Origin of the sequence: Nostoc sp. NMS9 (genome assembly GCF_017114995.1) — a bacterium.
Taxonomy (GTDB): Bacteria; Cyanobacteriota; Cyanobacteriia; order Cyanobacteriales; family Nostocaceae; genus Nostoc.
The window spans coordinates 100,138-120,785 of sequence record NZ_JABXKL010000071.1; the positions used below are offsets into that span (position 1 = coordinate 100,138).

Genomic DNA, 20,648 nt, shown 5'->3' on the forward strand with positions numbered 1-20,648 from the left:
ATACAATTTCTATAATTTATCAAAGAAGGCAGTTATTGCTAGAGCTGACGTGCGTAGTTTACCGCCGTAGGCATCGCTCCTTGATTATCTAAGCTGATGGAACGCGCCAGAAAAAGTCTTGGACGGCATGTAAAAATCAATTGGATGGGTATTCAAACCCCAACCAATTGTAGACAGTAGACACTTGTAAATAATGACACAGATGGCTAGTTATCTCTAATAAAAGATGCGATCGCCTTTTTTATCGGAGAACCGGAATCGTCTCTAGTGTAGTACGTAAGACCTCGATCAATGAATGCAGAGGTAGTATCTATTAACTGCTGAAGAATCTCGGAATTAGTATCATCTATTTCTTCAGTAACTTTTTCCCCTGTAAATTTATTTTTACGTTCTTCTGGAGGTAATACAATGCGAGGATCTTTATAAGTCTCTTTTGGCTTGGGTTTAAATGTCTCATTTAAGTCAAACTGAAGACGTAAGTAACGTTTAGACTCATATCCACCCATGATTTGTCGGCAAATCGTACTATCAATCTCAGATGTAGGTTCCATAAAGATGTTAGTAAGATTTTTGATCCAGTCTAAGCCTCTCCATTTGCTAATTTGCTTATATTGATATGGTTCACCAGTTTGACCTGTGCCAATAGAAAGGATAGAAATATCTTCCAATCGCAGATTATCTAGTTTATATTTTTGCTTGATTGTTGGAGATACTGAAGACTGAACGATCCTCATAACTAGACTCAAAGCTGCGAGAGCAGGGTTATTAGCAGAAACTCCTCCATCAATGTGTGGGAATTCCCAGTCACCAAATTTTTGTTTATCTACAGGTTCTAATTTATATGGTGGAAAAAAAGTAGGCGCTGAGGCAGAAGCGGTACATATTTCCCATAAATAACAGTCATCGTACCATCTGTCTCCTAAATCAGGATGACAATTTGTAAAAAAGGTTGTGTTGCGATATAGCGTATCGTAAGCAAGAATCAAAAGAATGGGTTTTTCGATATCCTTGATTCTTGTAGATTTATAGGCATCTTTGAGTACGCTAGTAATTCCATCATGAGAATATTTAGATGGGGAAAATACATCAATAATTGATTTGATGATGGACGGAAAGTTTTTGTAGCGCTCTTTTATCTCCAGAGGGAATATATCTTTACCTCTATTTTTATACATTTTAATGAGTTCATCACTCTCCTTTCCTATAGCAATTCCTCCTGCTAATATTGAACCAGTAGAAGTACCAGCAACCATGTCAAAATATTCGTGTAAAAACTCTCCTTTTCCCTGATTTCTAATTTCTTGTTCTACTTGTTGAAGTATTCGTGCTGCAACAATTCCACGAATACCGCCACCGTCTAAAGCCAAAATTTTGAAGGACATAGCAATTCTCTTTGATTATTTCTGTGGACAAGCATCATGAGATGAATCACAATACCGTTCCATTAACTTGTTTACTCTTATCCGACTTATCCGATTTATCCGACTGCAAGAATACCTAAGTTTTTTTTGAACGAAGCGCCTTCTCTACGAGACATTACGTATAGCTTGCTTCTTCAGATAATCTGATAGCGGGAATTGAGTAGTTATTGAAGATTTAACTTGAAACACTTAGAAATACAGCAAATTTCTACGTTGTGATGTACAGAAATACCCCACCCGTGCGATCTGGCGTGAAAGTTGGGGAGGAATATATCTCATGTAGTTGCTGTAAATTCAGGGTTTTAGTAAAGTTAAATAAATATTTGCTATAAGAAAGTTAAAGCTTGACCCCGCACTTGCGTATTTACCTGGCCTTTGTCATAAACTATTTCACCGCCGACAATAGTGGTTTTAGCCCAGCCAGTGAGGTTCCAGCCTTCAAAGGGACTCCAATGGCATTTGGTTAAAAGTTCCTCGCGCTGGACTGGGCGGTATGTGTTTAAATCTACAAGCACCAAATCGGCATCATAACCAGGTGCGATCGCTCCCTTATTGGGAATACCATAAGCCACAGCTACAGCTTTAGACATCCAGTTTACAACTTGAGCCACAGTACACTTTCCTTGCATTGCCGCAGTTAACATCAAAGCGAGGGAAGTTTCCACCCCAGGCATTCCCGAAGGACTATTGGGGTATTCTTGAGCTTTTTCTTCTAAGGTGTGCGGCGCGTGATCTGTAGCGATGAAATCAATCACGCCATCGCGCAAAGCTTGCCAGAGAACTTCGTTATCGTGGGGCGATCGCAAAGGTGGATTCATCTGTGCTAAGGTACCAATCTGCTCATAAGCACTAGTATTTAACAACAAATGTTGTGGCGTAACCTCCGCTGTCACCCAACTCGGTTTCTCCTGACGCAGCAAATCTGCTTCCAGCGCTGTTGACAAATGGAGAATATGCAACCGACGTTGATATTTTTGAGAAAGTTTTAATGCTAGTTGGGTTGCCAGCAACGCCGCTTGATTATCTTGAATTTGCGAGTGAACGGCTGGATCGTGAATATTGGCAAATTCTTGACGGCGTTGGTTGATTCTAGCTTGGTCTTCGGCATGAACGGCAATTAAGCGATCGCCTTTAGCAAATATCGCCTCCAATGCTGTTTCGCCATCAACCAACAACTGACCATGCATCGACCCCATGAAAATTTTAATTCCCGGCGTTGGCTTTGCTAAAAGCAAATCTGGTAAATTCTCTGCTGTTGCCCCAATAAAAAAGCCATAATTAACTAAAGATTTGTGTGAGGCCCGTTCTAGCTTGTCGTCTAAAGCCTGTTGTGTCGTAGTTAGGGGGCGTGTATTGGGCATTTCTAAAAAAGAAGTGACTCCCCCTTTAGCACAGGCACAACTGGCAGTGAATAAATCTTCCTTGTGTTCTAGTCCAGGTTCCCGGAAATGCACCTGCGGATCGATAACTCCTGGCAACAAAGTTAAGCCTTCTGCGTCAACTTCAGTGGCTAGTGCTGTTTGGGAGATTTCTGGCGCAACTTCGACTATTTGGCGATCGCGCGTCAACACATCCCCAACCATCAGTTCACCATCGGGTAAGATTATGCGAGCGCGGCGAATCAGTAACATTTTTGCAGATGACATAGGGATAACCAAGTTTAGACAGGGAGCTATGTATTACAGAGAACCATGCTTTTAGGTTAAACTTATTCGCGATCGGAGTAACCAATTTTTGCCGCGCCTTAAAAAAAAGTTTATTTTTAACAACAGAGGCAGCAAGGGTTTAAGTCCCCACAAAATCTCCCATTTGGTGGACTGGAAATTAGATAGGGTTGAACGCGAGAGCGTCTCATCTAGAAGCCTTATCTAAATTCAAACCTCCTGCCCCCTGCCCCCTGTCTCCTTCACAATCCACAATCTAAAATTGGTAGTCAAGATGCAAACATAACTAGGAAATTAAAATTTTCCCGTTAAGATTAACAGATAAAGTCTCACTAGGCGAGTTAATTACCTACGTCTTTCGTTAAGTTAAGTAATTTCATGCATAATCAAGTGTCTGATAACAACTCTAGTCAACAACCCGATAATTCTTGGATCGCAGAGCTAGGTAGAACAATTGTATTGAGCATTGTTCTAGCTTTGGGAATTCGTACCTTTGTTGCTGAAGCACGCTGGATTCCTTCTGGTTCAATGGAACCGACTCTGCATGGTACGCCAAACCAGTGGGAGGCAGACAAAATTATTGTCGATAAGTTGAAGTATAAATTTGCTGACCCGCAGCGGGGAGATATAGTAGTATTTTCACCGACTAAAGAGCTACAAAAAGAACAATATCAAGATGCTTTTATTAAACGTATAATTGCCTTACCTGGAGAAAAAATACAACTTAAGGATGGCAAAGTCTATATCAACGACAAACCTCTACCAGAAGCCAATTATCTCAGTTCTGGACAGACCACAGTTATTGATGTTTGCCAATCAGGGCCACAGCCACCTTTTTTGGCCAAACCCCAGACTATACCAGCCGATTCATATTTAGTACTGGGTGATAATCGTAACAGTAGTTATGACAGCCGCTGCTGGGGTGTTGTCCCCCGCCAGAATATTATTGGACGTGCTGTAGTTCGCTTCTGGCCTTTAAATCATGTTGGCGGAATCGATAAATCGCCAGTATATCCATAATTAACAAACAATATTGCTCAAATAGCTCATTAACAAAAGAATTTTAGATTTTAGATTGGGGACTACTAAATCACCAATCTAAAATCCAAAATCCGTCTTGAAAAGTTCAGTTCGCTCTTTGCGAGATGCTGCGACTTTTCGCCAAATCTCAAATCCAAATATTGTTATGACCGAAAACGACTCATGATACAAGCCCCTAAATTTATTTATGGGTATCTAAAATGTTTGAATTTTGAATTTTGAATTTTGAATTCGGAGCGAAGCGACGTGACGCCCTACCTAGCTAAGATTTTACTGTATCCAGTTAAATCACTGGATGGTGTTGAAGTTGAGAACGCTAGAGTTCTTGCCAGTGGCGCACTACAGTATGACCGCGAGTTTGCCATTTTTGACGAACAAGGTAGATTTGTCAATGGCAAGCGTCATGCTAAAATCCATTTACTAAGGGCACAATTTGCACTCTTAAATAGAACTATCTCGTTGCAAATCCCTGATGACAACTTACAACAAATTTTTCATCTGGATGAGGAACGGCAAGCATTAGAAGCAACTTTGAGTGATTATTTTGAGTTTGCTGTCACATTGGGACAAAACTCTTTGATGGGTTTTCCTGACGATACACACTCACTTGGCCCAACAGTAATTAGTACGGCCACATTGGCAGAGGTAGCTTCTTGGTTTCCTGATTTAAGTGTAGATGAAATACGCCGTCGGATGCGTGCCAACATCGAGATTGGTGGTGTACCAGCATTTTGGGAAGATCGGCTATTTAGCGAACAAGGTGATTTAGTCGCTTTTCGAGTGGGAGATGTACAATTTTTTGGGGTTAACCCATGTCAGCGTTGTATAGTCCCAACACGCAATTCTTACTTAGGGGAAGCTTACCCAAACTTTCAAAAAATCTTTACAACCCAGCGACAAGCAACTCTGCCAAATTGGGTTACTTTATCGCCTTTTAATCATTTTTATAGATTGAGTATCAATACTCAACTACCCCCATCATCAGCCGGAAAAATTTTACAAATCGGCGATGAAGTTGACATACTTATACAACAAAGTTAACATTTCGTCAAAATAAAAAATACAAAGTAAATTTTTTTGGATTTTTTTTGTTTATGCTGTGTATTTGCATGACAATTTTAAAATTGTTGTAGTTAAATATAAGTTTTTGTACAAGTCCAGGGGTTTCCAGACCAGAAAATCAAGACATTAGCAATTAAAAATTAAATTTAGGATTGGGTGCTAATGGCAACCTGAATTTTAGAATGGCATACTGGAGCTTATTGGTTAAATTTCAGTTCATCTGAGAAAATTTGTGGAAATATTGCCAGATAAGACTGAGCAAATTCAGGTGCGATGGCTTACCCACGTAGGCGATTTCTATAGTGGACTACTCCTGTGCAAAGTTTGAAAATTAGGCGTTGGAGGAAGTCAGGCAGTCAAAGAATTATAAATATTTCGTACTATTTTATACTAAAAATATAAAATTTTCATCAAGAGGAGTGTATGCCGTAATTATACTTATATACAATGTAGCTAGCACGGCAAAATGCACCTAGTAGATGCTGGGGAAGAATAAAACTACAATGTTATCGAAACTTCAGCCCGTCAAATCATTTAATCGCTTAGTTGGCAAAGTTTATGCCAAGATGCCCCTGAGATATGTTCTGATTGTGCCCTTTATCTTGCAAATTTGTGGTGCGGTGGGACTTGTGGGCTATCTTTCGTATCAAAACGGCCAAAAAGCGGTAAGGGAGCTTGCTACTCAATTAGAAAATGAAATCTGCGATCGCATTGAACAGCATCTCGATAGCTATTTAACAACACCGAAGCAAATTAATCAAATCAACATAGATGCGATTGAGCTAGGTTTGCTCAACCTTTCGGATTTTCAAACCACCGGCAATTACTTTTGGAAACAAATGCAGGTTTTCAATGTTGGCTATAACAGCTTTGCCAATCCCAAAGGTGAATTTATCGGTGTTGAGCGTCTAGATAATGGCCAGCTCTTAATTAATGAAGTTAGCGACAAGTATGGTATAGGCAAACTTTATGTTTATCCTACAGACAACCAAGGAAATCGCCACCATTTACAGGAAGTCAAAAATTACGATCCTCGTGTAGAAGCTTGGTATGCAGATCCAGTCAAGATAGGCAAACGAGTTTGGAGTCAAATTTATCAATGGGAAGATAAACCAGAAATTTTATCCATATCTTCCAGCTATCCTGTTTACGATAAAAATCGCAAATTCGTTGGGGTGATTAGTGTTGATTTGCTCTTATCACAAATCGGCAAGTTTTTAGCTAAGTTAAAAATCAAAGAGTCGGGTAAAACTTTTATTTTAGAGCGTTCTGGGTATATAGTGGCTTCTTCTACTAGCGAGCCACCATATACGATCATTAATGGTAAAGGAAAACGTCTATCAGCATTAGATAGTCAAAATTCTTTAATTAAACTCACAACACAGTCTTTGATCGAACGCTTTGGCAGTCTTAAGTTTGTTGAAAATAAGCAACAGCTAAGTTTTACCGCCGATGGAATGCGTTATTTTGTACAGGTAAAAAGCTGGAAGGACGAACTGGGTTTAGATTGGCTAATCGTGGCGGTGATTCCCGAAGGCGAATTTATGGAGCAAATTAATGCCAACACCCGCATCACTATTTTGCTGTGCATAGCTGCTTTTTTAGTGGCTACAAGAATTGGGATTTTGACTGCTCGTTGGGTAATTAAGCCGATTTTACAATTAAACAGATCGGCGAAGAAAATTGCTGAAGGTGAATGGGAGGAAACACCAGACATTCAGCGTTCCGATGAACTGGGAGAACTAGCCAAATCATTTGAAACTATGGCAAAGCAACTCCAAGCATCCTTTAGTGCTTTAGAAGCAAAGAATGCCCAGATGCAAGTTTTAAATGAGGTGCTATCTCATAATCAGAGTCAGCTAACTCAATTTTTAGAAGCCATGCCAGTCGGTGTATTTATTATCGATGCTGAGGGTGAACCTTATTATACAAATCAGATTGGGCAGCAAATTCTCGGTCAAGGAGCGATCCCAGAAGTTAGCACCGAAGAATTATCAGAGGTATATCAAGCTTACCTTGCCGGGACAGATCAACTTTACCCCAGTGATCGCTTGCCGATTTTGAGAGCATTGCTTGGGGAAAGCATCAGGGTTGATGATATGGAAATTCGCTGTTGTGGGAAGATTACTCGCATTGAGGTTTTAGGAAAGCCAATTTATGATGAATCAGGGAATGTGGCTTTTGCGATCGCCACATTTTTTGATATTACCCAACGCAAACAAACAGAAAAGTTATTAGCAGACTACAATCGCACCTTAGAGGCTCAAGTAAAAAAACGTACTGAAGAGTTCCAGCAAGTTATCGAGCAACTGCAAACCACCCAAGAAGAACTGATTCAATCGCAAAAAATCGCTGCACAGGAACAACAAGCAGCCGTTCGAGAAGCCGCGCGAAGTGCTGCCGCCAACCTCGCCAAAAGCGAATTTCTTGCTAACATGAGCCACGAACTGCGTACCCCACTCAATGCGATTCTTGGTTTTACCCAAGTTATGAGTCGAGATTATTCGCTATCTAGCGAACATCAAGAAAACTTGGCAATAATTAATCGTGCTGGCGAACATCTACTCAAATTAATTAACGACATTCTCGAAATGTCTAAAATCGAAGCTGGCAAAATCACATTAAATTACAGCAGCTTTGACTTAATTCATTTGTTGAAGAACTTAGAAGAGATGTTGCACTTGCGTGCTGCATCTAAAAATTTAGAATTACTGTTTGAATGTGCGCCAGATATTCCTAAATACATAGAAACGGACGAAAATAAACTGTGTCAAGTATTGCTCAACCTCTTAGGAAATGCTATCAAATTTACCGATCGAGGGAAGGTGACGCTACGGGTGAGTAGGGGAGCAGGGGAGCAGGGGGTGCAAGATGTGAATTATCCCTCTCTTCTTTTTTTCGAGGTACAAGATACTGGCTGTGGTATTGCCCCACAAGAACTTGACTTGCTGTTTGAGGCTTTTGAACAAACCGAAATTGGCAGAAAATTCCAACAAGGGACGGGACTTGGTTTAGCAATTAGCCGTAAATACGTGCAACTGATGGGAGGAGATATTACTGTCAGCACGATGCCAGGTGTCGGTAGTACATTTGCCTTTGATGTTCAGATTGCTCTAACTTGCCCCAGAGAAATCCCGATAAACCAAATTAAATCACAAATTAGAGCTTTAGCACCTAGTGAAAAAGTATACCGCATCCTAGTAGTTGACGACTCCAAAGAAAGCCGGATGTTGCTAGTTAAAATTCTCACATCTCTAGGTTTTGAAGTTAACGAAGCTAAAGATGGTAGTGAAGCGATCGCTAATTGGGAATCTTGGCAACCACACCTGATTTTTATGGATATGCGAATGCCAGTCATGGACGGTTACGAAGCCACAAGAATTATTAAAGCTAGAGAAATCGGGCATGGGAGAGCCAATACGTCGCGGAGGTTCCCAAAATTGAAACAACTGGTGTCATCGGGGAGCCAGTACCTTGCAGAAGAGTTAACCGATTCAGGTGAGGGTGAGGTTCTGAAAGTTGTACGCAAAGAGTCTTCCACAGCAGAAACAACTGGTGTTATAGAAAATGATGCTTCTGGTGCGTCCACTTTGCGATCGCGGCTGCCAACAACCTTGGCTCCCCCTTACAACTTCTCTAGAACAATGCCGGATAGCTCCAATACAAATACAATAATTATTGCCCTAACTGCTAGCGCCTTTGAAGAAGAACGCCAGAAAATTTTGTCCATTGGCTGTGATGATTTTATTCGCAAGCCATTCAAACAGGAAGTATTATTGGAAAAACTGAGCAAACATCTGGGTTTAAAATATACCAATCAAGTAGAAACCACAAACACAGTAGTTGTCGATCAAGCTACACAGATTTTTGTCAGTGTTGCCGAACTCCTGGGCCATTTATCACAAATGTCACCTGAGTGGCTCCAACAGATTCACTATGCCGCAGCCAGCTGTAGCGATGAACTGATTTTAGAGTTACTCAAGCAAATCCCATCAGATAATGCTCAAGTTTTCCAAGTTCTCAGGGATTTAGCAAATAACTACCAGTTTGAGAAAATCATGGAATTGACTACAACAAACTTAGAATGAATTACGAGCATTTAGACCCTAATAAAAAAGATATTTTGATCATTGATGATATGGCGGATAACCTCCGGGTTTTATCCTCCATATTGACAAGGGAAGGGTATAACGTTCGTAAAGCTTTGAACTGGCAAATGGCATTGACAGCAACTCAAACATTATTACCTGATTTAATTCTACTCGATATCATGATGCCAGAAGTAGATGGCTATGAAATTTGCCAGACCTTTAAAGCTTGGGAACTAACAGCCGATATTCCAGTAATTTTCATTAGTGCTTTAGATGACGTTTTTGACAAAGTTAAAGCCTTTAAAGTGGGTGGTGTAGACTACATTACCAAACCTTTTGAGTTTCAAGAAGTTTTAGTGCGCGTGCAAAATCAACTGGCATTGAGATCGGCGCGATTAGAAATATTGAAACTAAATGTTGAACTGGAACATCGGGTAAAACAGCGGACTGGGGAGCTAGAAAAAGCTCTACAAAAACTTCAGCAAGAAATCGATTCCCGCCAGAAATTGCAAAGTCAACTGCTAGATATAGCACTGCATGATTCCCTGACTGGATTATCAAACCGAGTTTTGTTTATTAGGCGATTAGAAAATGCTCTCAATCGCGCGAAGCAAGAATCTAATTATCAGTTTGCGGTGCTTTTTCTGGACTGCGATCGCTTTAAAGTTGTCAATGATTCTCTTGGCCATCCGGTAGGAGATGAATTGCTGATAGCCATTGCTCACCGCTTACAAGCATGTCTGATACCTGTTGATACTTTAGCACGATTGGGCGGGGACGAATTTGGAATTCTCTTAGAAAATATCACAGATATCAATATAGCAATCCAAGTTGCAGAAAGGATTTTGCAACAGTTATCACTTGCTTTTCAACTGTCAAGATATGAAGTATTTATGAATGCCAGTATTGGTATTAGTTGGGGCAATAAAGATTACGATCGCCCAGAGTATTTGCTGCGAGATGCTGATACAGCAATGTATCGGGCTAAGGCTCAAGGAAGAGCCAAATATCACGTTTTTAATCCAGCGATGCATCAGGAAGCTATTCAGCTTTTAGAGTTAGAAAATGACCTGCGGAGGGCTGTTGAAAGGCGAGAATTCCTCGTTTACTATCAGCCAATTATTTCCCTGGTTACAGGCAGAATTTCTGGATTTGAAGCCTTGGTGCGCTGGCAACATCCGATTCGTGGTTTGGTTTCTCCCATAGAATTTATTCCTGTGGCCGAAGAAACGGGTTTAATTAATGCCATCAATACTTGGGTATTACAGTCAGCTTGTCATCAATTAAGCATCTGGCAACATTATCCAGTGACACCAGAACCTCTAACTATGAGTGTCAATTTGAGTGCAAGATTATTTTTACAGCCGAATTTGGTAGAACAAATTGACCGAATAATTTATGAAAATAAAATAAATCCGGCATATTTAGAATTAGAAATTACCGAAAGTGTAATTATGGAAAATACCGATGCGATCAAAATAATTCTTCAACAACTAAAGCAACGAAAAATCAAGTTGATTATGGATGACTTTGGTACAGGATATTCCTCTTTAAGTTACCTGCATAGCTTTCCTTTAAATGCACTCAAAATTGATAAATCCTTCGTCAAACGGATGCAGGAGAACAAAGAGAATATGGGGTTAGTACCAGCAATGATTGGCATTGCCAACTCAATGGGGATGAGTGCGATCGCTGAAGGTGTCGAAACACAAGAACAGTTAGCCCAATTGAGAAGTTTAAACTGTAATTTTGCTCAAGGATATTTATTTTCTAAACCCATAAAACAACAACTGGCTCTTGAGTTGCTCACCTCAGCACCTCAATGGTAGCTATCAAGTAGTACCTGGGAAAAATTTCATTGTTGATTGATCCTCGGCTAGATAATTTGTGAGTGCTATCTACTATAATCCTTACAGCAGTTCATCAGGTTGCCAAAGGTAATAACTGGCCAATAGCTTCGATAATCTGCAAAACTCTCCAGCCACGTGAGAGTTAAACTATAAATATAAGTATTTCGGTGAAATCGGTCAACAAATTTTAGGGTGATTTCAAAAAAGGATTTACTATCCTCAATAATTATACGCATAACTTTTGATCAATAATGCATTTTAATCAAACTAACCATCAGAAAAGAAATATTTTGGTGGTCGATGATACCCCAGATAATTTACGGCTTTTATCGGCGATGTTGACTGCACAAGGTTTTGAAGTTCGCAAAGCCTTAAACGGTAAAATGGCACTGACTGCATGTCAAATGGTTTTGCCGGATGTGATTTTGCTGGATATTAATATGCCAGGTATGGATGGCTATCAAGTTTGTCAACAACTAAAAGCTGACGATAAAACTTCTGAAGTCCCAGTAATTTTTATTAGCGCTCTGGATGATGTTGTCGATAAGGTAAAAGCATTTGATGTTGGTGGTGTAGATTATATTGCAAAACCTTTTCATGGTGCAGAAGTGGTGTTGCGAATTGAAAATCAGATTAATTTACGCTTGCTCCAAGTTAAACTGCAAGAAAAAAACTTTTTACTCCAAGAGGCTCTTGACAATTTGAAAGCCTCTCAAGTTCAACAAATTCAAAACGAAAAGATGGTGGCACTGGGACAGTTAGTGGCTGGTCTGGCTCATGAGATTAATAACCCGATCAGTTTTATTTATGGAAATCTCCAATATGCTGGTCAATATGTGGAAGACCTAGTAAATATAATTGAGGTATATCAACAGGAATATCCCAAACCCACACCAAAAATTCAGCAAATAGCCAAAGATTTAGACCTGAATTTTATCATTAAGGATCTACAAAATCTGATAGGTGCAATGTATAGAGGCTCCGATCGCATTCGGGAAATTGTACTGGCGCTACAACATTTTTCTCGGCATGATGAAGCAGAGATGAAACGGGTAAATATCCATGAAGACATCGAAAATACTTTAGTGATGTTACAACATCGGCTCAGGGAAGCAGCCGATCGTCCGGCAATTGTTGTAGTGAAAGATTATGGTAACTTGCCCCTAGTCACTTGTTATGCAAGTGAACTAAATCAAGTATTTATGCATTTGTTGAATAATGCTATTGATGCAATAGAAGAGGGAGTAGGGAGTCGGGAGTGGGGAGGGAGCAATCAATCTTCTACTCCTTACTCTCTAATACCTACTCCCCAAATTCGGATTCATACAGAAGTGACAGACTTGAACATAGTCAAAATTGCGATCGCTGATAATGGTCTTGGTATTGAAGAGTCGTTGCGATCGCGTTTATTTGACCCATTTTTTACCACAAAACCTGTGGGCAAAGGTAGTGGGCTAGGATTATCTATTAGCTATCAGATTATCGTCCAAAAACACCGAGGAAATATTAGTTGTAACTCATCTGTGGGCAAAGGAGCAGAGTTTGTGATCGAAATTCCCATAGAGCAGCAACCTGATATCTCATTGCAATTTTCAAAATCTTGAAAGAATTTCTGACCCGATAAATCTAATTAATCAACAATTCTGGTGCTACCAATCCTTTTTGGATAGCTAAGACTGCGGCTTGAGTGCGATCGCGTACTTCTAGTTTCTGTAAAATAGCATGGACATGAACCCGCACTGTACCAGGGGCAATGTAGAGAATTTCAGCAATTTCTTGATTGCTTTTGCCAGCTGCTACCAATGCCAAAATTTCTTGCTCTCGCTTCGTTAAAGGATTTTCTAAAGATTCTTCAGATTTTGCGGACTGCACCGCCATAGAATTTCCCTCAAAAGCGGCTCTAATTTCAGTTGTTGCCGTTTGATCCCACCAAGAAGCGCCCGCAGCAACCGATCGCACTGCCAATATCAAAGACTCAGCCGGAATACCTTTAAGGCAGTAACCTTGCGCCCCGGCGGCAATTAACCGCGAAATCAGGGGTTTTTCAGAACGAGACGTTAAAACAAGAATTGGTAAATTTGGGTGCTTCTGCTTGATTTGGCGACAAGCCTCAATCCCACCAATTCCCGGTAAACCTATATCCAGCAACACCAAATCCAGAGGATAGTGATTTGCTAATTCTACAGCTTGTTCCCCATCTTCTGCTTCTGCGACAATCTCCAAACTGGTTTCTTGTTGCAACCGCATCCGCAGACCAAGCCGAAATAATTCATCATCTTCAACTAGTAAGATTTTTGTCATTTGTCATTTGTCATTTGTCATTTGTCATTGGTCAGAAATTATTATTCTCCCCTGCTCCCCTGCTCCCCTGCTCCCCTACTCCCCCACTCCTCATCTCCCCGGTGGTGGGCAAGCTGGGAGTCGGAAACCAAACAGTGCACCGCGTGGTGAGCGATTCTCTGCCCAAATTGTACCCCCATGAGCAGTAATAATTTGCCTGGTTAAATAAAGTCCTAGCCCAGATCCAGAGACGTGGCGATCGCTATTTCCTTGATAAAATCTCTCAAATAAGTGAGGTAACTCTTTTTCGGTAATGCCGGAACCAGTATCGAGTATTTTTACCACTTGATCGCTAGAATAACCTTCAAATACTACTTCCACTTTACCGCCACGAGGCGTATGGTTAATGCCATTACTCAGGAGATTGCTGAAAACTCGCCCAAGTTGTAAAGAATCTCCGTTTACCCAGAGAAAGCTCCGAAAATCTGATTCGCCATAATGCAGAGAAATATAAACCTGACGTGTTTTCGCTAGTTCAGTCAGTGTAGCGACGATCTCCTCCGCTACTGTCACCAAGTTAACTGGTGATATCTGTAGTTTCAGCCCTTCGGCATCATTGCGGTACACATCTAAAAGTGTTTGGACTAATTGCAATGTACTCTGATGACTACGAGCCATTGTTTGTAGGACTTTTGCTTGCATGGGCGTGATTTCACCAAATTGCTCATTTTGAAAATATTTCAGCGTTTCAATTGCTCCTAATAGGGGTGTTTTCAAATCATGCGTTAGGGTAGAAACAAAATCTTCACGCATGGTAGCTAGTTGTTCTTGGGAGCGTAATTGTGCTTGCGTAAAAGCGATCGCTTCTTCGTTGCGGTGGTTGCGATCGCTTAACCAACCTGTCACCAGCAACGCCAATACTGCAATCAATCTATTTGCCAACGTTGGAGAATTAATCATTTCTCCTCCGGGAACAAACAAATTCAATAATGTTAATCCTGTTGCTGCAAGAGTGATCCCCAAAACTGCTCCCCGATTCAATCGAGAATCTGCTAATAAAATCGTCCCTGTGTAGAGGTAGCCAAAAACGTACTCAGGGGGTGTCAAATATTCTAGTATTATCACGATTGCAAAGGCGATCGCTATCAGCCCATAAGTCGTTCCACGTTCATTTATTGCTTCTTTCATAGTCAATAATCGACTTAACATCGTCATTTATGATTTACTAAAAATCTGTATAACTATAGGATTAGTACCGCAAAGCGGAATTCAAAATTCAAAATTAATACAGTATAAGCGTTTTATTGATTGGGAATGGGTGGTTTACTTGCACCGTCCTGTACTAGCCCTTTCAAGGTGACGAATGAATATACGTTGTTTCAGCGCAACTATCTTGAATCCTCCGCTCAGATTTTGGGCTTTTTGAAAGTTGAAATAACCAACCTTCGTTCCAAATTTCACCACCTTGAAAGGGCTAGTCATGAAATATCTTTGGGGCATACTGCTGTCAGCGCGATCGCGCCTACCGCTCAATAAATAGGGATTAATCATCAGGTAATAATCTGCTCTCTGGGGGCAATGGCAATGATTTTCTTCGCTCCTTTAGCTCATCTGGCAAAAATACCCTCAATGGTGGTGCTGGTAACGATAACTTGAATGTTGACTCTTCATCAGGTAATAATCTGCTCTCTGGGGGCAATGGCAATGATTATCTCTCTGCTTCTGGCTACGTGGAGGGCATGGGCACCTCTTTTAGAGATGACAAGAAATCAAAGGGTAATAATACCCTCAATGGTGGTACAGGTAACGATACCTTGGATGCTAATGGTTCAACAGGCAATAACCTACTTTCTGGGGGCGATGGCGATGATTATCTCTCCGTTTCTGGCTATTTCTCCTATAGTTATTATGCCGACTCATACAGCGACAAGACATCTGGTGGCAATAATACCCTCAACGGTGGTACAGGTAACGATACCTTGACTGCTAGTGGTTCAACAGGCAATAACCTACTCTCTGGGAGCGATGGCAATGACAGCCTCTATGGAGGGGATCGTAATGACAGCCTTTATGGAGGGGGTGGTAATGATACCTTTACTTTCAATAGTTACAAGGAAGGCATTGATAGTCTTTATGACTTCAACGCCACTGATGACCTGTTCAGCACCTCGTATTCGATTGCTCAATGGAAGTCATTTTGATCGGCGATCGCCATTCTTGCACAGATATAATCAACTGTATACTTGTCAACACGAAAGAGAATTTTTAATTAATTTCTAACCCACCTGCTAGAAGCGAAATCAAATCAATTTCTAAATCAATTTTGCGACCATTGCCTTTGCGTTAACGTACAATTTTCCTAAAATGCCACGATCGCCCCTAATGCAGTGATTCGAGATATATAGGAGCGATCGCTAATCTCACTCAAGCAATTCTGACTAATCGGGGTCAAATCGTTCTAGTCCGTAGATCACAGGCTTTCGGCGTACTGCCTTAACCCAGATGAGTAACGCTGGTATCTCACTGCGGGTAATTCAGGAAATCTCAGGGCATCGGAATTTAGAGCAGTTAGAGAGATACTTAGAAGTGCGTGACCATCAGGTATTGGGGGCGGTAGCGGCGTTGTCGATGTTGTCAGGGAGCAATGCAATGGAGGATCTGAGTGCGTAAGTTCTGCAAACTTGGAAAATGTATTGTATAAACAAATAATCCTAATTAGTTTAAACAGATGAATTAAAAGTAAAAATTAAATATTCTTAACAAAAACTTGAACAAGTATCTGGAAAATAGTGATAACTGAAAATAGTAAATTCCTCAAAATCTGTTATTTCTAAAAATTAGCTTGCTAGGACTTAAATTTAATTTAGCGCAAAATATATGGGACAAGGTTTTTTGCAAATTGGCTTAACGCTGTGTATTGTCATAGCAATCACTCCCTTATTCGGAAAATACATAGCGCGTGTCTTTTTGGGAGAAAGAACACTGCTTGATTTTGTAATGAACCCCATAGAGCGAAGTATGTTCGTACTTGCGGGTGTTCGGAGAAAAGATGACATGACGGGTTGGCAGTATATTCGAGCCATACTCTGTTGTAACTTGATTATGGGTATTTCAGTGTATTTTCTGATCTATTTTCAGAGACTCTTACCCTGGAATCCAAACGGCTTCGGTGCGCCAAACTGGGATGTATTGTTGCATACAACGATTTCATTTGTAACGAATACTGACCAACAACACTACGCAGGTGAGACAACCTTAAGCTATTTTAGCCAGGTAGCGGCTTTAGGCTTTTTGATGTTTACCTCCGCAGCCACCGGTTTAGCCGTGGGAATTGCCTTTATTCGTGGGTTGACGGGTAGAAGACTGGGAAACTTTTACGTCGATCTCGTCCGTGGAATTACGCGAATATTGCTGCCGATTTCGATTATTGGAGCGATCGCTTTGCTAGTAGCAGGTGTACCACAAACCTTAGCTCAGACTATGGATGTGCAAACCTTAGAAGGTGGGACGCAATATCTGGCCAGAGGCCCGGTAGCATCCTTTGAAATGATCAAACTTTTGGGCGAGAACGGCGGCGGCTTTTTTGGCGTCAACTCAGCTCACCCCTTTGAAAATCCTAATGGCGCTTCTAACTTGATAGAAATGCTCGCGATGATTTCTATCCCAGCAGCTTTGATTTACACCTACGGTATATTTGCCAATAACATCAAACAAGCTTGGCTACTTTTTTGGATGGTGTTTGTGATTTTTGTCATTCTGGTGGGAGTTACAGCCGTGGGAGAACTGCAAGGTAATCCCCTGGTTAATACCGCCTTTGGATTAGAACAACCCAATTTAGAGGGGAAAGAAGTTCGATTTGGTTGGGCACAGACAGCATTTTGGGCAGTGATGACTACTGCTACTATGTCTGGTGCTGTGAATGGGATGCACGATTCTTTGATGCCGCAAGGAATATTTTCGACTCTCTTCAACTTATTTATCCAGGTTATCTGGGGTGGTCAGGGAACTGGAACAGCTTACTTATTTATTTACTTAATTCTCACAGTCTTCCTAACTGGACTCATGGCAGGACGTACCCCAGAGTTTTTAGGACGCAAAATTGAAAAGCGGGAAATTGTTCTCGCTAGTGTAGTGCTGTTGATTCACCCAATTCTAGTTTTGATTCCCAGTGCGATCGCTTTGGCTTATCCCATCTCCCTATCTGGAATTAGCAACTCTGGCTATCACGGTATTTCTCAAGTAGTTTATGAATATGCCTCAGCAGCAGCAAATAATGGTTCGGGCTTAGAGGGCTTGAGAGATAACACTTTGTGGTGGAACTTGAGTACTTTAGTTAGCCTAATCGGAGGACGCTACATTCCCATGATTGCCATCCTGCTGCTAGCTGACGGGATGTCTCGCAAACAACCAGTACAAGAAACCCCTGCTACTTTAAGAACCGATTCTCTGGTATTTACTGGGATCACGGCTGGAGTGACGCTGGTTTTGGGAGTATTAACTTTCTTTCCCGTTCTGGCTTTAGGCCCCATAGCAGAGGGTTTGAAACTAGCATCTGGCAGTTAGAAAAGTTATGAGTTATAAGTTTGAAATTAAGAAAATATCAAAAAGTAATTCAGGAGGCAGGAGGAAGGAGTAACCCAGACTTAAAAGTATGAGATTCAAGCAAGAAAGGTTTATATCTTGCACTAAGCGTCTCGTACCAGTATCTTATTTTTAACTGGGTAATTACTTAGAATTAAAGTTTTCATTCGTACTTCTTTCTTCCTGGCTCCTGCCGTTATTTTATAAATTATCCGGTTTCGTAGGATGCGTTACTAACGCATCCTACAGGTTGGATATTTTTTTATTAGAAGTTCCTATAACTCCTAACTCCTAACTTCTCACTGCTAACTTTATTTATGAATCAAGTGGCAACTAACTTCAAAGCTAGACGCCCAAGTTCTCGTTCTGGCGATCGCCGCCAAAAACGTAAAAAAACCAGGGCAAATAATAAGTGGCTGTACTTAAGAGCAATTAGAGATGCTTTTGTCAAGCTCAACCCTAAGTATGCAATCAAAAATCCAGTAATCTTTGTAGTTTGGGTAGGGACAATCATCATCCTATTGCTAACGATCGATCCCAACCTATTTGGCCCAGCCCTTCAAAAGAACCCACAAGTTTTCAACGCCTTGTTGTCGGGGATTTTATTCTTTACAGTTTGGTTTGCCAATTTTGCTGAAGCAGTGGCAGAAGGGCGGGGTAAAGCCCAAGCCGATGCCTTGCGGTTAACAAAGTTAGAGGCGATCGCTAAAAAACTTGCTGCCGATGGCACAATTAGTGAAGTTTCATCCACCAGCCTCAAACAGGGCGATACCATCTACGTCGTTGCTGGCGATATCATCCCCGCCGATGGTGAAGTCATCATGGGTGTGGCCTCAGTGGATGAATCAGCAATTACTGGAGAATCTGCACCAGTATTAAAAGAATCAGGCTCCGATGTTGCCAGTTCCGTCACTGGTGGGACGCGGATTATCTCAGATGAACTAATTATCCGTATCACTACTGACCCAGGCAAAGGCTTTATTGACCGAATGATTACCTTGGTAGAAGGGGCAGAACGCAGCAAAACACCCAATGAAATTGCCCTCACGGTATTGTTAGCAGTTCTCAGCTTAGTGTTTTTGTTAGTTGTAGTAACCTTGCCTGCACTTGCTTACTATGTCAACAGTCCAGTCAGCGTCCCAATTTTGATTGCCTTATTAGTGGCGTTAATTCCTACCACCATTGGCGGCTTACTAAGTACTATCGGTATTGCTGGTATGGATCGAGTTGCCCAATTTAACGTCATTGCCACATCAGGACGAGCAGTCGAAGCCTGTGGTGATATCAACACTTTACTTCTCGATAAAACAGGTACAATTACCCTCGGCAACCGTCTGGCGGAAGAGTTTATTCCCCTCAACGGTCATTCAATGTCAGAAATTGCTAATATTGCCTGGGCAGCTAGTGTCTTTGACAATACACCAGAAGGTAAATCCATTGTCCGATTGGCAGAAAAATTGGGCGCGCGGTTTGATTTTGACTCCAGTCAGGCAGAAGGAGTCAGTTTTTCCGCCAAAACCCGGATGAGTGGCACGAACTTACCTGGTGGGTATGAGGCCAGAAAGGGAGCAGTAGAAGCTATTAAAGGATTTGTCCGTTCCCGCAACGGACACGATGTACCAGAATTGGATGCTGCCTACGAACGAGTTTCTCGTTTGGGAGGTACACCCCTAGCAGTTAGCTTAGATAACGAAATCTATGGGATTATTTATCTCAAAGATATAGTTAAACCTGGTATCCGCGATCGCTTTGAGCAACTGCGAAGGATGGGAGTGCGTACCATCATGCTAACTGGAGACAACCGAATTACTGCTTCTGTCATTGCCAAAGAAGCTGGAGTTGATGACTTCATTGCCGAAGCTACACCAGAAGACAAAATCAGTATCATTAAACAGGAACAAGCAGCAGGTAAACTGGTCGCCATGACGGGAGATGGAACTAACGATGCTCCAGCATTAGCCCAAGCTAACGTCGGTGTGGCGATGAATACAGGAACGCAAGCTGCAAAAGAAGCCGCCAACATGGTCGATTTGGACTCTGATCCCACAAAGCTGCTCGATATCATTGGTATTGGTAAACAATTGTTGATTACTCGCGGGGCATTGACGACATTTTCCATCGCTAATGATATTGCTAAATACTTTGCAATTATCCCAGTGATATTTGTCGCTGCTAACTTGCAAAGCATGAATATTATGAATTTGACTAGCCCTAAATCTGCTGTACTCTCAGCGCTGATTTATAATGCTTTGATTATTCCCGCTTTGATTCCCTTAGCATTAAAGGGAGTGCGGTTTAGACCGCTGACAGCTAATCAGTTACTCCAACGCAATATCTTAATTTACGGCTTAGGTGGGGTGATTGCGCCGTTTATTGCAATTAAATTGATCGATGTACTGATTACACTTGTGGGCTTGGCTTAAGGATAGCAAAAGTAGAGACGCTGGGAAACGAGCGCATCTTGACCAAAGTAAAATAATAAACATTTTTACTTTTACCTGTTAACAAGGGGGACAAGAAGAATATGAATAAACATCGTTTTCATTCAGCACTGCTTTGGCGATATCCTTTGTTTAGTCGCAATGGCATAAACAACATCCACCACTCGCTATTTTTATCCTGCTGTGCTTGAATGTGGTAACTGTCCCAGTTGTTTAT

13 protein-coding genes and 1 pseudogene are annotated in these 20,648 nt (G+C 41.3%); 9 read left to right on the forward strand and 5 right to left on the reverse strand.

The annotated features are described in order from the left end of the window. Nucleotides 1-206: 206 nt before the first annotated feature. Both HWQ40_RS21275 and HWQ40_RS21280 read right to left on the reverse strand, forming a co-directional pair. Nucleotides 207-1,382, reverse strand: a complete 1,176-nt coding sequence (locus tag HWQ40_RS21275) for a patatin-like phospholipase family protein (protein ID WP_292781434.1) — start codon at nucleotides 1,380-1,382, stop codon at nucleotides 207-209. Between the two features lie 365 nt (nucleotides 1,383-1,747). Then, nucleotides 1,748-3,067 (reverse strand): dihydroorotase, encoded by a 1,320-nt coding sequence (locus HWQ40_RS21280; RefSeq protein WP_292781437.1) that lies wholly within the window; start codon nucleotides 3,065-3,067, stop codon nucleotides 1,748-1,750. A 396-nt stretch (nucleotides 3,068-3,463) separates the two neighbouring features. On the opposite strand from HWQ40_RS21280, the gene lepB reads away from it, so the two are divergent. The 5 genes from lepB to HWQ40_RS21305 all read left to right on the forward strand — a co-directional run bounded on the left by lepB (nucleotide 3,464) and on the right by HWQ40_RS21305 (nucleotide 12,733). Beyond that, nucleotides 3,464-4,105 carry a signal peptidase I gene (lepB, locus tag HWQ40_RS21285; RefSeq protein WP_292781439.1) on the forward strand — a complete coding sequence of 214 codons (642 nt, stop codon included), beginning with the start codon at nucleotides 3,464-3,466 and terminating at the stop codon, nucleotides 4,103-4,105. A 267-nt stretch (nucleotides 4,106-4,372) separates the two neighbouring features. After that, nucleotides 4,373-5,167: an MOSC N-terminal beta barrel domain-containing protein gene (locus HWQ40_RS21290; RefSeq protein ID WP_292781442.1), complete on the forward strand. Its 795-nt coding sequence runs from the start codon at nucleotides 4,373-4,375 to the stop codon at nucleotides 5,165-5,167. 524 nt (nucleotides 5,168-5,691) lie between these two features. After that, the gene (locus HWQ40_RS21295; protein WP_292781445.1) at nucleotides 5,692-9,276 is read left to right on the forward strand and encodes an ATP-binding protein; all 3,585 of its coding nucleotides are present in this window, start codon (nucleotides 5,692-5,694) and stop codon (nucleotides 9,274-9,276) included. Beyond that, nucleotides 9,273-11,108, forward strand: coding sequence for an EAL domain-containing protein (locus tag HWQ40_RS21300; protein ID WP_292781448.1), 1,836 nt, complete (start codon nucleotides 9,273-9,275; stop codon nucleotides 11,106-11,108). Before HWQ40_RS21295 ends, HWQ40_RS21300 begins: the two co-directional genes overlap by 4 nt. A gap of 272 nt (nucleotides 11,109-11,380) precedes the next feature. Beyond that, nucleotides 11,381-12,733: a response regulator gene (locus HWQ40_RS21305; protein WP_292781451.1), complete on the forward strand. Its 1,353-nt coding sequence runs from the start codon at nucleotides 11,381-11,383 to the stop codon at nucleotides 12,731-12,733. Between the two features lie 22 nt (nucleotides 12,734-12,755). On the opposite strand, the gene HWQ40_RS21310 is transcribed toward HWQ40_RS21305, so the two are convergent. From HWQ40_RS21310 to HWQ40_RS21320, 3 genes are all read right to left on the reverse strand, one after another. Continuing rightward, entirely contained in the window at nucleotides 12,756-13,430 is a 675-nt protein-coding gene (locus tag HWQ40_RS21310) for a response regulator transcription factor (protein WP_292781454.1), read from the reverse strand. A 90-nt stretch (nucleotides 13,431-13,520) separates the two neighbouring features. Then, on the reverse strand, nucleotides 13,521-14,618 hold the full coding sequence (locus HWQ40_RS21315) for a HAMP domain-containing sensor histidine kinase (protein ID WP_292781657.1): 1,098 nt from the start codon (nucleotides 14,616-14,618) through the stop codon (nucleotides 13,521-13,523). A gap of 114 nt (nucleotides 14,619-14,732) precedes the next feature. Beyond that, nucleotides 14,733-14,960, reverse strand: a complete 228-nt coding sequence (locus HWQ40_RS21320; RefSeq protein WP_292781457.1) for a hypothetical protein — start codon at nucleotides 14,958-14,960, stop codon at nucleotides 14,733-14,735. A gap of 101 nt (nucleotides 14,961-15,061) precedes the next feature. Between HWQ40_RS21320 and HWQ40_RS21325 the strand changes: the two genes are divergently transcribed. The 4 genes and pseudogenes from HWQ40_RS21325 to kdpB all read left to right on the forward strand — a co-directional run bounded on the left by HWQ40_RS21325 (nucleotide 15,062) and on the right by kdpB (nucleotide 20,413). Further along, complete coding sequence (locus tag HWQ40_RS21325; RefSeq protein WP_292781460.1) at nucleotides 15,062-15,610, forward strand: calcium-binding protein; 549 nt, start codon at nucleotides 15,062-15,064, stop codon at nucleotides 15,608-15,610. Nucleotides 15,611-15,887: 277 nt separating this feature from the next. Then, nucleotides 15,888-16,079 (forward strand): annotated as a pseudogene (locus HWQ40_RS21330) (tyrosine-type recombinase/integrase); the annotation flags it as partial. A 207-nt stretch (nucleotides 16,080-16,286) separates the two neighbouring features. Further along, on the forward strand, nucleotides 16,287-17,972 hold the full coding sequence (kdpA, locus tag HWQ40_RS21335) for a potassium-transporting ATPase subunit KdpA (protein WP_292781463.1): 1,686 nt from the start codon (nucleotides 16,287-16,289) through the stop codon (nucleotides 17,970-17,972). A gap of 335 nt (nucleotides 17,973-18,307) precedes the next feature. Beyond that, on the forward strand, nucleotides 18,308-20,413 hold the full coding sequence (gene kdpB, locus HWQ40_RS21340) for a potassium-transporting ATPase subunit KdpB (protein ID WP_292781465.1): 2,106 nt from the start codon (nucleotides 18,308-18,310) through the stop codon (nucleotides 20,411-20,413). The last annotated feature ends 235 nt before the right edge of the window (nucleotides 20,414-20,648 follow it).